Genomic DNA, 14,719 nt, shown 5'->3' with positions numbered 1-14,719 from the left:
TTAAAGGTTAAAAATGCAAAAAAAAGTAATGGTAGGTATGAGTGGAGGAATTGATTCTTCAGTTACTGCTTATATGCTACAAAAAGAAGGTTACGAAGTTGAAGGTGTATATCTAAAACTTCACAATAGAACAGATGGTTATCATGAAAGAAACCTAGCTTATATTGAAGATGTAGCAAAATTTTTAAATATAAAATATCATGTATTAGATTTAGCTGATAAATTTACAGCAGAAATTTATGATTATTTTGTTGATTCTTACTTAGAAGGTACAACTCCAAACCCATGTGTTAAATGTAATAAACAAATAAAATTTGGTGCAATGCTTAAATTTGCACAAGAGAAGGGATCATCATATTTAGCAACAGGACATTATGCTAAAACAGATGGTGAATTTTTCTATGAAGCAGATGATAAAACAAAAGATCAAAGTTACTTCTTATCACAAGTTGACAAAGTTGCACTTCCTTATATGATGTTTCCATTAAGTACATACAAAAAAGAAGATATTGTTAAATTTGGAAGAGATTTAGATGTGGCTTATAAAAGAATTACTGAAAAAAATGAATCTCAAGAAATTTGTTTTGTGGAAACAGTTTATACAGATGTAATTAAAAGACATGCAAATATTGACTTACCAGGAAAAGTATTAGACGAAAATGGTAATGTTGTAGGTGAGCATAAAGGTTATATGCATTATACAATTGGGAAAAGAAGAGGATTTACAGTAAAAGGTGCACAAGAACCACATTTTGTAAAAGAATTAAATCCTAAAGATAATACTATTGTTGTTGGTAAAAAAGAGGTATTAGAAGTAAATGAAGTAATAGCTCAAAATTTAAATATGTATATTGATAAAAATAATTTCTCATGTACTGTTAAATTAAGATATAGATCAAATTCTACACCCTGTGAAGTAAAAATTGAAAATAAAAAAGCTTATATTACTTTAAAGCAATCTGCATTTGGAGTTGCTGCTGGTCAATTAGCAGTATTTTATGAAGGCGAAAAAGTAATTGGTTCTGCTTGGATTGAAAGTACTAAATAATTTAGGAGTAACTCCTAAATTATTTATTTTAAACAATATTAAGATTAAAAAGTATAACTAGCAGTTGCACTTAATGCTTTATAATCACTACTAGAGCTTCCTTCTAAGTCATAATCTACATATAAAAGACCTAAACCTAAATTATCAGAAATACTATAAGAAGCAGTAAGATTCAACTCTTTTTCTTCTGAATTTACACCAAAGTCAGTTTCACCATATAATGCACCTAATTCAACTGCAGCAATTGTATATCCTACAGAACCATAAACTGTTTTTGCATCTGCACTATATGTATTTGCACCATTATCAAAAGGTGAGATATTATCACCATATGCAGATATTGAAGCAGTACCTGCATCTTTATCAGTTTTTATGTAACCTGTTGCTAAAGATAATCCTGCAATTGATGTACTTAATTCAATATGAGCAATTGATCCATCTTTTTTAGTTGAGACATCTTCACTTGATGCTGCATATTGTGCAACTGCCCCAAACATATCAGACGAATATGAAGCTTTTAAACCATAAAATTCTGCAACATCAACAGCAGAATAGAAGTATGGATTTAATTCAACATTTTTAATCCCTGAATATTTTATATCTAAAACATAAGCTCCATCTTCAGTAATTTCATCAAATTTACCTATTTCATCTTCATCAGCAGCAGCTTGTTGATTTACATACCCAAGAACTATTGAAGTATCAGCAGTAGGAGTAATTGCAGCAACTACTGATTCATTATAATCACCTAACCATTCTAAATCAATTGCTTGTCTACCAACAGAAATAGAAAATGCATCTTGTGCATATTTAACATAAGCTTCTGTCATTAAAGAATCATTATTAAACTTTGTTCCATCAAAAACATGCCCTGCTCTAAAAGAAGCTTTTGCACTTAAGTTCATAAAACTTGCAGTTTCATAAGATAATCCACCAGTTAAAGCAGTAAGCTTTCCATCTTTTGTACCGCCTTTATTATCTTGTTTTAAAGAATACCCTGTAATATCTCCAGATACTGTTCCTGTCTTAAATGCTTCATCAATTGAATCAGCTGCAAATGCCATATTTGTTGATAGTAATAATCCACATGTTATTAAACTTATTTTTTTTGTCATAATTAATTTTCCTTTTGTTTATATATTGAATATGTTCGCAATTTATATTCATAATCTAGAAGAACAGAAAAATTATACCACTTAATTTTATATATATTATACATTTAATTGGTTATAAAATATACATATTTAATTTAATTAATCCATAATAAAATCCAATAACTATTGATTAAGTACAGTTTAGATAAAATCGCAAATATAATCATTCAATTAAGGAAATTTTCATGTCAACATTTAAACTTTTTAGTGGTTCAGCTAACCCTGAGTTTGCAGCTAAAGTTGGAGAGTATCTAGGAACTCCAGTATCAAATGCCAAATTAAACAAATTTAGTGATGGTGAGATATCTGTACAAATTACTGAAAGTGTTAGAGGACAAGATGTATTTATTATACAACCAACATGTGCTCCTGCTAATGACAATTTAATGGAACTACTAATTATGGTAGATGCACTTAAAAGATCAAGTGCTAAATCAATTTCAGCTGTTATTCCATACTATGGATACGCAAGACAAGATAGAAAAGCAGCACCAAGAGTTCCAATTACAGCAAAATTAACAGCTGATTTATTAGAAGCTGCTGGTATTACAAGAGTTGTAACAATAGATTTACATGCTGCACAAATTCAAGGATTCTTTAATATTCCTGCTGATAATTTATTTGGTTCAATTATGTTTGTAAATTACATAAAAGAAAAAGAATTAAAAAACCCAATTATTGCAAGTCCAGATATTGGTGGAGTTGCACGTGCAAGATCTTATGCTGATAAACTAGGATATGATTTAGTAATTGTTGACAAAAAAAGAGAAAAAGCTAATGAATCTGAAGTAATGAATATTATTGGTGATGTTGAAGGTAAAGATGTAATCTTAGTAGATGATATGGTTGATACAGCAGGAACATTAGTAAAAGCAGCTGAGGTATTAAAGAAAAGAGGAGCAACTTCTGTAATGGCATGTTGTACTCATGGTGTACTTTCAGGACCAGCATACGATAGAATTGCAAATGGTGTTTTAGATGAATTAGTTATTGCAGATACAATTCCAACAAGAAAAGATGCTAAAAAAATTACAGTTTTAACAGCTTCTGCTATGATGGGTGAAGCAATTAGAAGAATTCACAATAATGAGTCAGTTAATTCAATTTTTAACGCATAATTTTAGTTTTAACTCTATACGTAAGTTCTATATGTTATAATATACGAAATTATTTACAAAGGAAGATAAGATGAAAAAGATATTATTATCATCAGTGCTTTGTGCATCAATGATGTTAGCTGCAAACAGTGATTACAAATATGAAATTACTCCAATGATTGGGGGAGCTTATACAGAAGGTAATCTAGGACTTGATAGAAATTACGCAAATGCGGGATTAGCTTTAGGATTTAATCAAACAGATTCAATGTTTGATCAAGTAGAGTTAGGTTTCTTACGTACGATTGATAGTGTTGATTTTGTTGATTCAAATGGTAAAGAGACTGATGTAACAAGATTTTTTGCCAATTTAATTAAAGAGTATCCTTTAAGTTCAAATACATCTCTTTATGCATTAGTTGGTGCAGGAATTGAATTATTTGACTCTGAAGGATATGGAAACGAAGACGGTTTATTTGGAAACTATGGTGCAGGAATTAAATATAAAGTTTCTGAACATTTTTCGTTAAAAGCTGATTTAAGACATTTAATTGAAACAGATCATGGAGATAATAATCTTTTATATAATATTGGATTATCTATTCCATTTGGAAAAATTGAAAAAGCTGCACCAGTTGTTGAAACTCCAAAAGATTCAGATAATGATGGTGTAATTGATGCAAAAGACAACTGCCCAAATAGTGCAGTTGGTGCTATTGTAAATGCAAAAGGTTGTGAATTAGATTCTGATAATGATGGTGTTGTAGATAGATTAGATAAATGTCCAAATACAATGCCTAATGCAAAAGTTGATAATACTGGATGTATGACAATCGTTGATTTAAATATCAAATTTAATACAAACTCAGCAAAAATTCAAGAAGGATATGATGCTAAAATTATTGCTTTTGCAAATATGATGAAAAACAATACTCAATTAAAAGCAACAATTAATGCTCATACAGATTCAAAAGGTAGAGCTGCTTATAATAAAACTTTATCTGAAAAAAGAGCACAAGCAACTGTTGATGCATTAACTGCATTAAAAGTTGAAGCTTCAAGATTAAAAGCAGTTGGATACGGTGAAGAAAATCCAATAGCTTCTAATGATACAGCAGAAGGTAGAGAAGAAAATAGAAGAGTTACAGCTGTAATTACTAAATAAATCTACTTTATACTATTAAGATTAGGAAATTTCCTAGTCTTAATATCTTTCAAAAATCACTCAAAAAAACTTATATTCTCTTAATTTTTTTATTTAACTGTAAACTTACTAATATTTAGATACAATCGCGTATAAATAACCTAAATTAAGGATAAAACCTTGCAAGAAAATATTAGAAACTTTAGTATCATTGCTCATATTGATCATGGAAAATCTACATTAGCAGATAGAATTATACAAGAATGTGGTTCTGTTGCAGATAGAGATATGTCAGCACAAATGATGGATACAATGGATATTGAAAAAGAACGTGGTATTACAATCAAAGCACAAAGTGTAAGACTTGATTATGTAAAAGATGGTCAAAATTACGTATTAAATCTTATTGACACTCCTGGTCATGTTGATTTTTCTTATGAAGTAAGCCGTTCTTTAGCATCATCAGAAGGTGCACTTTTAATTATAGATGCAACACAAGGTGTTGAAGCTCAAACTATTGCAAATGTATATATAGCAATGGAAAATGATTTAGAACTACTTCCTGTTGTTAATAAAATTGATTTACCATCAGCTGATCCAGATAGAGTTTTAGAAGAAGTTGAAGAATCAATTGGTGTTGATTGTACAGAGAACAACTTAATTTCTGCGAAAACAGGTCTTGGGGTAAAAGATTTAATTGACTCAATAGTTGATAGAGTTCCATGTCCTAAAGGTGATGAAACAGCTCCTACAAAAGCATTAATCTATGATTCTTGGTTTGATAACTATCTTGGAGCTGTTGCACTTGTAAGAGTTTATGATGGGTCTATTAAAAAAGGACAATTAATTAAATTAATGAATACAAAACAACAACATCAAGTTCTTAATTTAATGTATCCACATCCTTTAAAAAGACAAAATACAAATGAAATTAAAACAGGTGAAATTGGTATTGTTATTTTAGGACTTAAAACACTTGATGGTGTTGCAGTTGGTGATACAATGACTGATGCAAAATTACCAACTCCTATAGCAATTGATGGATTTGAACCAGCTAAACCTTTTGTATTTGCAGGACTTTATCCAATTGAAACAGATAAGTTTGAAGATTTAAGAGAAGCACTTACTAAATTACAATTAAATGATTCATCGATCTCTTTTGAACCTGAAAGCTCTGCTGCACTTGGTTCTGGATTTAGAACTGGATTCTTAGGTATGCTTCATATGGAAGTTATCAAAGAAAGATTAGAAAGAGAGTTTGATTTAGATTTAATTGCAACTGCTCCAACAGTTGTATATGAAGTATTAAAAAATGATGGTGAAAAAATTTCTATTCAAAATCCAAGTGAATTACCAGAACCAAACTATATTGATACAATTTTTGAACCTTATGTAAAAGCAACTATTTTAGTTCCTGATGAATTTTTAGGAAATGTAATTAAACTTTTAAATGATAAAAGAGGTGTTCAGATTAAAATGGATTACATTGGAAAAAGAGTTTTACTAGAGTATGATATTCCAATGAATGAAATTGTAATGGACTTTTATGATAAATTAAAATCAACTACAAAAGGTTATGCATCTTTTGATTATGAACCAGTTGGATTTAGACCAGGTGTATTACAAAAACTTGATATTAAAGTTGCTGGTGATGTTGTTGATGCATTATCTATTATTGTTCCTGAAAACAAAGCACTTTCTAAAGGTAGAGAGTTTATTAAAGCCTTAAAAGAGTTAATTCCAAGACAATTATTTGAAGTTGCAATTCAAGCATCAATTGGCTCAAATATTATTGCAAGAGAAACTGTAAAATCAACAGGTAAAAACGTAACTGCAAAATGTTATGGTGGAGATATTACAAGAAAAAGAAAACTACTTGAAAAACAAAAAGCAGGTAAAAAAAGAATGAAAGCTATTGGTAAAGTAAATGTACCACAAGAAGCATTTATGGCTGTTTTAAAAATATAGCTTTATCTTTTTGCGTATTTCTACGCCAAATTAAAATTTAAATGCTCACGTACTCTTAGTATAGTGAGCTTTAAATTTTTCCTTTTTCTTAAACTACATTCAGAATCTAAAACTCAATTTTCAAAATAATCTTAATTTTTATAGAATAAATAGTATTATTATTTATGAAATGTATAACTTGTGAAAACCTATCTTTTCAAATTATCTGCAAAACTTGTCAGAATAATTTATTAATACCTTCTTTTCATAAAAGAGAACTACAAAAAGATTTTTTTAATTTCTCATTTTATTCATTATCTGAACTTGAAGATTTAATTTCTTCTAAATATTACTTTCATGGTGATAGAGTTTTTAATACTTTAGCTAAGTTATCTTTTGCGAAATTTGCTAAAAACTTTTCATTAGATACAGATATTTTAGCTATTCCAATTGATGATCATACAAGACACGAATTTTCTCATACAGCAATACTTGCTAGACATTTAAACTCAAAACATATAAAAGCAAAATATAACTGTCTTAAAGCTACAAATATTGTAAAGTATGCAGGTAAAGATTTAGAGTTTAGATTAAAAAATCCTCGTAAATTTAAACTTGAAAATATTAGTAATCAAAGTGTAATATTAGTTGATGATTTAATTACAACAGGCACAACAATACTTGAGGCAAAAAAGGTCTTAGAAAGAAAAAATAATACTGTTCTTTTCTCTTTAACCCTAGCTGATGCAAAAATTTAGTATAATCATTTTTTATAAAGGGTTAAATGTGATTGGAATTATTGATTATAATATGGGAAATCTTGCAAGTGTTTATAATGCTTGTCATACAATTGATGCTCACGCAACGATTGTAAAAGATCCAAATGACTTAAGAAACTATGATAGAATTATTTTACCAGGTGTTGGTGCTTATAAAGATGCAATGCAACATCTAATTGATACAGGAATGAACGAAGCAATATATGAGTTTGCAACAAGTGGAAGACCAATGATTGGTATTTGTCTTGGTATGCAACTATTATTTGAAAGTTCACAAGAGTTTGGACATACTGATGGATTGGGTTTAATAGATGGTCAAATAATAAAATTTGATAAATCAAAAATGCATGAAGATGTAAAAATCCCACATATGGGATGGAATACAATTAAAAATAAAGAACATGCATTATTTGAAGGTCTTGATAATCCTTATTTATATTTTGTTCACTCTTTTCATGCTGTTACAGATGAAAGAAATGTGATTGGTACTACTGAATATGGTTATGATTTTGTAAGTGCTGTTAATAAAGAAAATATTTATGGATTTCAACCTCATCCTGAAAAATCTCATGATAATGGACTTAAAATTTTAAAGAACTTCATGAAAATCTAATATAATTAAAAGGATCTCAAATGAAAACAATTGCAATATCAGGTGCTAGTGGTTTTGTTGGTACGAATTTAAAAGATTATTTTACAAACTTAGGATACAAAGTTATTCCTATTTCTAGAGATATTTTAAACAAAAAAGATAAGTTAGAAGAGTTAATTAATTCTTCTAATATTGTTATTAATTTAGCTGGTGCAAATATTATAAATAGATGGACAGATAAATATAAAAAACTACTTTACTCAAGCAGAATAGATACTACCTCAAAAATCGTAAATGCAATTAATAGTGTTGAAAATAAACCAGAACTTCTAATTTCAACATCTGCAGTTGGTATATACGATAATCAGTTTATTCACGATGAAGATGGTTCTTATTCAAATGACTTTCTATCAAAACTATGTCAAGATTGGGAAAAAGAGGCTTTAAAAGCAAACTCATTTAATACAAGAGTTGCAATTTTTAGATTTGGTATAGTTTTAGGAAAAGATGGAGGAGCATTACAAAAAATGCTAACACCTTTTAAATTAGGTCTTGGTGGAATTATAGGAAGTGGAAAACAAGCTTTTTCTTTTATTCATCTTGAAGATTTATTAAATGCATATAAATTTGTTATTGAAAATTCTAATGCAAACTTAGCATTTAATCTAACTGCACCAACTCCAACAACAAATAAAGGCCTAACTATGGCTTTAGGAAAAACACTAAAAAGACCTACTATACTTCCAGTGCCAGAATTTATTTTAAATCTTATTTTTAGTGAAGGTGCAAAAGTTTTAACAGATGGTCAAAATGTTATTCCTAAAAAACTTCAAGACTTAGGGTTTGAATTTAAATACAAAAATATAGAAGACACAATAGAAAATTTATTAAAAAATTAAAGGAAGTTTTATATGGATATTTTACCAGCGATTGATTTAAAAGATGGGAAAGCTGTTAGATTAAGTAAAGGACTTATGGATAGTGCAAAAATCTATTCAGATGAGCCTTGGCAAGTTGCAAAAAGATTTGAAGAATTAGGTTCAAAATGGTTACATATTGTTGATTTAAATGGTGCATTTGCAGGAGAACCAGCAAATTTAGAGCAAATTAAAAAAATTAGAGAAAACTGTAATTTAAAAATAGAACTTGGTGGTGGAATTAGAGATGAAGAAACTATCAAAATGTATGTTGAGCTTGGTGTTGATAGATTAATTCTTGGTTCAATTGCTGTAAAAGATCCACAATTTGTAAAAGATATGGCAGCTAAATATCCAATTGCAGTTGGAATTGATGCAATGAATGGAATGGTTGCAGTTGAAGGTTGGGCAGAAGTATCTACAATGGAAGCTACTACTTTAGCAAAAGAGTTTGCAAATGCTGGTGTTGAAGCTATTATTTGTACTGATATTTCAAAAGATGGAATGCTTTGTGGAGTAAATGTTGAATTTACAGAATCTATTGCATTAGCTTCAAGTGTTGACACTATTGCTTCAGGTGGAGTAAAAGATATCAATGACATTATAAATTGTAAAGCAAATGGAAATATTTCAGGTGTTATTATTGGAAAAGCATTTTATGAAGGAACTATTGATTTAGAGGAAGCATTTAAAATTCTATAATTTTCAATATATTTAATAAAAAATTTATTATAATAAAATAATTTTGTGCTATCATATAAAAAACTATTTTTAAAAGGTGTTTTATGAACTCTAATAAAAAAATAACAATTATAATATTTTCTATGGTTACTTTATTAACTATAGTTATAGTTGCTTTAGTTGCTCTAGGTTCTAGGCAAAGTGGTTATGATAGTGCAAAAAAAAGAGCTTATTTAACAGCTGATATTGTAAAAAAATCATTAACAACTCATATGGTTAATGGAAATATGCAACAAAGAGAAACTTTCTTAGATAGCATCAATGACTTAGAAGAAGTTAGCAACTTATGGATTATTAGAGCCAAAAGTGTAACTGAGCAATTTGGTGAATCCAATATTGCAAATGAAATACCTAGAGATGAGATAGATAAAGAAGTTCTAAAAACTGGAAAAGAAAAAATAGTAACAGATGAATCACTTAAAAATGCAACATTAAGAGTTACAATACCATATACCGCGTCATCACTTGATAAACCTAATTGTCTTGCTTGTCATAATGCAAAAGAAGGTGAAGTTTTAGGTGCTATATCTTTAGAGTTTGATATTCAAGATGACAGAATTTCAAGCATTACTGTTTTATTAAATATTGTAGCAATTATTACAATATTTTTAATCTTTATACTAATTTATATTAGTAAAAAAATCAAACCTTATACATCTTCACTTGATTCAATAACAGAAGTATTAAAACAAGTTCATGAAGGAAATTATTCAATTAGAGCTAAAGAAGGAACACTAAAAGAGGATAAAGAGGCTTCTTTATGGTTAAATGAAATAATTGAAAAATTAGAAACTGTTTTAACTGGAATTGAAAAAAACTTAACTGCATTTGTTCATAATAGAACAACAAATGTTAATAATGACAAATTATTAACAGCAAAAGAGATAATTGAAGATATTTCTGAAATATATAATTTCAAAAAAACTATTGAAACTGATTTAACAAGAGAAGATATTTATTATAGATTAATTCAAGTATTTAAACATAAACTAGAGATTAAACACTTCTGTATATTTGAGAATGATTTATTAAAAGATGAAAGAAAAGTAATTTTTACTACAAAAGATACTCAACCTTGTTGTACTGTTTCAAAAAATATCAAAGAACAATGTAGGGCTGAAAGAACAGATACTATTATTGCATCTGAAAATTTCCCTGAAATTTGTAGAGTTGCTACTTGTAAAAGTGATTGTAATTATATTTGTATTCCATTTTTAATTAATGAACAAAAAAGTGTAACTGTTCATATTTTATGTAAAGATAAAGATTGTTTAAAACATACAAAATATCAAATAGGAATAATTAAAAAATATCTTGAAGAAACAAAACCTATTTTAGAGAGTAGAATGTTAATGGATGTTTTAAGAGAAAGAAACTTAGTTGATGGATTAACAGGACTTTATAATAGAAAATATTTAGATGAATTTATTGAAAGAAGAATGCCAGCTGAACTTAAAGAAGATACAACTTATGCTGTTATGTTCTTAGATATAGATTATTTTAAAATGATAAATGATACTTATGGTCATGATGCAGGAGATGTAATTCTTCAAAAACTTTCTAAAACAATGAAAGACTCTATTAGTGAAAAAGAGTTTATTATTAGATTTGGAGGAGAAGAGTTCTTAATTATTATGAAAAATCCAACAGAAGAAAGTGCATTTAATCTTGCAACAAAAATAAATCAAGAGTTTGAAAAATTAGTATTTACTTTCAATAATGAATCATTTAGTAAAACAGTAAGTATTGGTTACTCTTTCTTTCCTAAAGATACAGATCAAATATGGAAATGTATTAAATTTGCTGATTTATGTTTATATGAGGCTAAAGAAACAGGTAGAAATAAAGTAATTAAATTTACAAGAGATTTATTAAAAAATGGCGATAAAGAAAAATATTAAAAAGTAGAAGTTAATTCTTCTACTTTTCTAACATTGTATAGTGTAACTCTAAACCATTAGAAGTTGCAACAAATCCATTTACATTTATACTTCCATCATGTACCATTTTATGATGTTCTTTACATAAAGGGATTAAATTATACTTATGATTTGCATTTATATGATCAATAAAACCATCTTTATTTGCACGTGATTGTTCTTTTATATGATGGACATCATCACATGCTTTTTTACAAATAACACAAGTACTTGCATATACGTTTTTATTATATTTAGATGTTTTTCTTTGAGACAATCTTTCAATTGATGAATAATCATCTGTTAGTTTTTTTCTTATATCATTTGCTACAGATAAAAATTCTTTATCCATATGCAAAGATTTTGCATACTCTAATCCATACATAGAAGAACCACTTCCGTAAGCTAATTTTCTATCAAAGATTAGTTTATCTTCATCATCTTTATACATAACAGATAAATGTAATGCAATTATATTTTTAAGTTCTTCAATCTCATTTATTTCAGGTAATTGATGTAAGTGTGTTGCAAAAACAAAGATAGCTTCTAACTTTGAAAGTTTTAGTATAGAACTTGCTACTATTGATAATCCACTCATTGTTTCTGTACTATGAGAGATTTCATCACCCAAAATTAATGATTTTTTACTAGCACGATTAAAAATATTTTTTAACTCTAACATTTCAACAGCAAAAGACGATAAACCTTTTGCAATATTATCAGCTCCTGAAATTCTTGTATAAACAGCATCAAAAATTGAAAATCTCATTGATTTAGCAGGTACATAAAAACCAGCTTGTGCTAGAATTACAGCTATTCCTATGGCTTTCATAAGTGATGATTTACCTGAAGAGTTAATACCATAAAGTAAAACACCATGCATCTTATTTTCTGTTAGATTTAGAGGATTTGAGTTTTTTATAATTACATTATCTTTATACTCTTTTGAAGCAAGTGATAATTCACCTAAAATTATATCATTAGGTACATATACACCTTGTTCTTCATTTGCTTCAATTATAGGATGTCTTAAATCTATTAATTCTAAGAAGTTTTCTTCATCTTTTGTTTTTACAATTTTTGGACATACATAGTTATATTTTTTTGCTGTTTTAATATTTGAAACTGTTAAATCAACTTCTGCAATAAATTGAACTAACTCTTCAAGTAATATTGCAAATTTCTTTTCAAATTCACATAATTTATCTTTAAATACTAATTTATTAAGTTCAATAATTTTTCTTAAATTATGTACATAATTTGCTGAGATATCTTCTGTTAATTTACAAAATATTTTAACCGAATTAGTTTGAACTTTTATATTCATATCTTTAAATAAAATTAGCTCTTCATCAATAATAATATGAGAGTTCATTAACTTTTCTTTTACAAGATTAAATCTATTTCTAGTTAAAGTTAAAAAGAATCCCTCTTTATCTAATCTATTTATACCGACATAATTTGTATCTTCTGTATTTAAAAAAGATAAGATATGAGATTTTAGTAATTCAAGTTTTGTATATAATCCATCATTTTGTCTATTTAATTCATCTATTTGAGTATTAATACCCTCACAAACCATATTAACCTCAACATCTTTTAACATATATTTACCAGATATTGATAAATCAAATGTTGAATCTATTGATTGAATAAATAGTTGTAATTGGGCACTTGAACAAGGTGGTTTTATAAATTTATAACTTTCCATAAATGTTACAACTTCTTTAATACTTAATAATGAATCATATAAATAATTAAGTTCGAAAGGGTGTAATCTATTTAATTTTATTCTTCGTGTAAGTCTTTCAATATCATAAATATTTGCTAGTTCATTCTCAATTGGAGCATGATAATCATATAACTCTTTTGATAAAGCAAATCTTCGTAAAAGTTCTTTTTCATCTTTTACTGGATGAGAAAGCCTCTCTTTTAAAAGTCTTTTTCCCATTGCTGTTGAAGTGTTATTAATTAATTTTATCAATGATGGATTATGACTTGTTTCTATTATATTTAATTGCTCTAGTGCATTATTTCCTAAATAAATATATTTAGAAATATCAAGCTTTTCAGGAGATGAAAGTTTTTGCACAATATTTGAATCATGCCCTATTACAAAATCAATTAAAACTGCAAGTGCTTCTGTACTTAATGGAACTCTTTCCATATCTAAATGTTCAATTGCAGTTAATAATGACTGAACGTTAAATACATTTTTAAATAATTCATTTTGATAAGATATCTTAGGTCTAAAAGAACCAATATGAAAAGTTTTTAAAGACAACTCTAAATATTCAATAACCTCTTTTTGATTTATATTTTTATCTGCAAAACTTATAACTATTTCATTTGTTTTATGCATATTCATATAATTAAAAACTTCATCTAAGGCATAAAATTTATCTTCACTAGTTCCGTGTATTTCATTATAATAACACTTTCCCGTTGTTACATCAATTGCTGAATATCCAACTAAATAAATACCTCTAATTTGATCAATTAAAAGTGAAGTAATATTATTTTCATCTTGGTCTAATACAAAATCAAAGTTTGTTCCAGGACTTACAACAATATCTAAATATCTTGAAACATTAGGTGGAACACCTTTTTGTTTTATAAGTACAACTGTATATTTTTGTTCTGCGATAATTCGGGCAAGATGCTTTTCTAAAGAAATAGCAGGAACTCCTGCCATAATAGGATTTTCTTTTGAGTTTTCTAATATAGTTTTATTTTTTCTAGTCAATTGAATATTTAAAAGTTCAGCAATTTCTTTTGCTTTTCCTATTTGTTCATGTTCATTATTTACTTCATAAACTTCAAAAAATGTTCCAATTTCCATAAGAAGAATAGTATTTTTACCATACTTCTTTTCAAACAATTTTTGCAACTTAAAATAAGTAATTGTTAATAATACTTTTCTATCTGCAAGTAGTTCTAATACCTCTTCTCTCAATTTCTTTTCCTAATTCCTGTCCAATCTCTAATTAATAATCTTTGTTCTTTAGTTAAATCAGCTTCTTTATGCATAACAATATAACTTTGTAATGGCATTGCTGCATATACTGTTCTATATATTTGTTTTAATTCATGTTGTTTTTCATCATCAGTATAATTTTCCCATATAGAAAAATTCAATGCTTTTCTTCCATTTTTTACATGTGATGATATAATCCATGAAAATGGTGCTATTTGAGAGTATGCTGGCCAAACTACATTATTAGAATGGCAATCATAACAAGATGACTTTAACACTGTCATCACTTCTAATGGTGCTTTTATTTCTAAATCTTTTTGTGTAGCTATATTTTTTTGTTCAGGTCTTATAAATTGCATTAAAATAAATACAATTAAAAAAATAAGAAGTGTTCTTTTCATTTT

General features: G+C 27.6%; 12 protein-coding genes. 9 read left to right on the top strand and 3 right to left on the bottom strand.

Annotation, left to right across the window (positions count from 1 at the left end; genetic code table 11):
* Positions 1 to 13 precede the first annotated feature (13 nt).
* Positions 14 to 1,048, top strand: coding sequence for a tRNA 2-thiouridine(34) synthase MnmA (mnmA, locus tag ACERKK_RS00805; RefSeq protein WP_373771164.1), 1,035 nt, complete (start codon positions 14 to 16; stop codon positions 1,046 to 1,048).
* A 44-nt stretch (positions 1,049 to 1,092) separates the two neighbouring features.
* Here the strand turns inward: mnmA and ACERKK_RS00800 are convergent, their stop codons facing one another.
* Entirely contained in the window at positions 1,093 to 2,163 is a 1,071-nt protein-coding gene (locus ACERKK_RS00800) for an Opr family porin (RefSeq protein ID WP_373771163.1), read from the bottom strand.
* Positions 2,164 to 2,387: 224 nt separating this feature from the next.
* On the opposite strand from ACERKK_RS00800, the gene ACERKK_RS00795 reads away from it, so the two are divergent.
* The 8 genes from ACERKK_RS00795 (at position 2,388) to ACERKK_RS00760 (ending at position 11,320) form a co-directional block, all read left to right on the top strand.
* Positions 2,388 to 3,320 carry a ribose-phosphate pyrophosphokinase gene (locus ACERKK_RS00795; RefSeq protein WP_373771162.1) on the top strand — a complete coding sequence of 311 codons (933 nt, stop codon included), beginning with the start codon at positions 2,388 to 2,390 and terminating at the stop codon, positions 3,318 to 3,320.
* A 70-nt stretch (positions 3,321 to 3,390) separates the two neighbouring features.
* Positions 3,391 to 4,464, top strand: a complete 1,074-nt coding sequence (locus ACERKK_RS00790) for an OmpA family protein (protein WP_373771161.1) — start codon at positions 3,391 to 3,393, stop codon at positions 4,462 to 4,464.
* A gap of 159 nt (positions 4,465 to 4,623) precedes the next feature.
* Positions 4,624 to 6,411: a translation elongation factor 4 gene (gene lepA / locus ACERKK_RS00785; RefSeq protein ID WP_373771160.1), complete on the top strand. Its 1,788-nt coding sequence runs from the start codon at positions 4,624 to 4,626 to the stop codon at positions 6,409 to 6,411.
* Between the two features lie 164 nt (positions 6,412 to 6,575).
* Positions 6,576 to 7,148 carry a ComF family protein gene (locus tag ACERKK_RS00780; protein ID WP_373771159.1) on the top strand — a complete coding sequence of 191 codons (573 nt, stop codon included), beginning with the start codon at positions 6,576 to 6,578 and terminating at the stop codon, positions 7,146 to 7,148.
* Between the two features lie 28 nt (positions 7,149 to 7,176).
* A complete protein-coding gene (gene hisH, locus ACERKK_RS00775) occupies positions 7,177 to 7,782 on the top strand; it encodes an imidazole glycerol phosphate synthase subunit HisH (protein ID WP_373771158.1) in 606 nt (201 codons plus the stop codon).
* A 20-nt stretch (positions 7,783 to 7,802) separates the two neighbouring features.
* On the top strand, positions 7,803 to 8,660 hold the full coding sequence (locus ACERKK_RS00770) for a TIGR01777 family oxidoreductase (protein ID WP_373771157.1): 858 nt from the start codon (positions 7,803 to 7,805) through the stop codon (positions 8,658 to 8,660).
* A gap of 12 nt (positions 8,661 to 8,672) precedes the next feature.
* A complete protein-coding gene (gene hisA, locus ACERKK_RS00765) occupies positions 8,673 to 9,380 on the top strand; it encodes a 1-(5-phosphoribosyl)-5-[(5-phosphoribosylamino)methylideneamino]imidazole-4-carboxamide isomerase (RefSeq protein WP_373771156.1) in 708 nt (235 codons plus the stop codon).
* Positions 9,381 to 9,463: 83 nt separating this feature from the next.
* Positions 9,464 to 11,320 (top strand): GGDEF domain-containing protein, encoded by a 1,857-nt coding sequence (locus ACERKK_RS00760; protein ID WP_373771155.1) that lies wholly within the window; start codon positions 9,464 to 9,466, stop codon positions 11,318 to 11,320.
* A gap of 19 nt (positions 11,321 to 11,339) precedes the next feature.
* On the opposite strand, the gene ACERKK_RS00755 is transcribed toward ACERKK_RS00760, so the two are convergent.
* Positions 11,340 to 14,294 (bottom strand): DNA mismatch repair protein, encoded by a 2,955-nt coding sequence (locus ACERKK_RS00755; protein ID WP_373771154.1) that lies wholly within the window; start codon positions 14,292 to 14,294, stop codon positions 11,340 to 11,342.
* The gene (locus ACERKK_RS00750; protein WP_373771153.1) at positions 14,291 to 14,716 is read right to left on the bottom strand and encodes a heme-binding domain-containing protein; all 426 of its coding nucleotides are present in this window, start codon (positions 14,714 to 14,716) and stop codon (positions 14,291 to 14,293) included. The genes ACERKK_RS00755 and ACERKK_RS00750 overlap by 4 nt, the downstream gene beginning before the upstream one ends.
* Positions 14,717 to 14,719: the final 3 nt, after the last annotated feature.

Source organism: Poseidonibacter sp. (assembly GCF_041821165.1).
In the GTDB taxonomy this organism is placed as follows: Bacteria; Campylobacterota; Campylobacteria; order Campylobacterales; family Arcobacteraceae; genus Poseidonibacter.
Note: the sequence above shows the minus strand (reverse complement) of the source record. Positions and strands in the feature narration are given on the sequence as shown.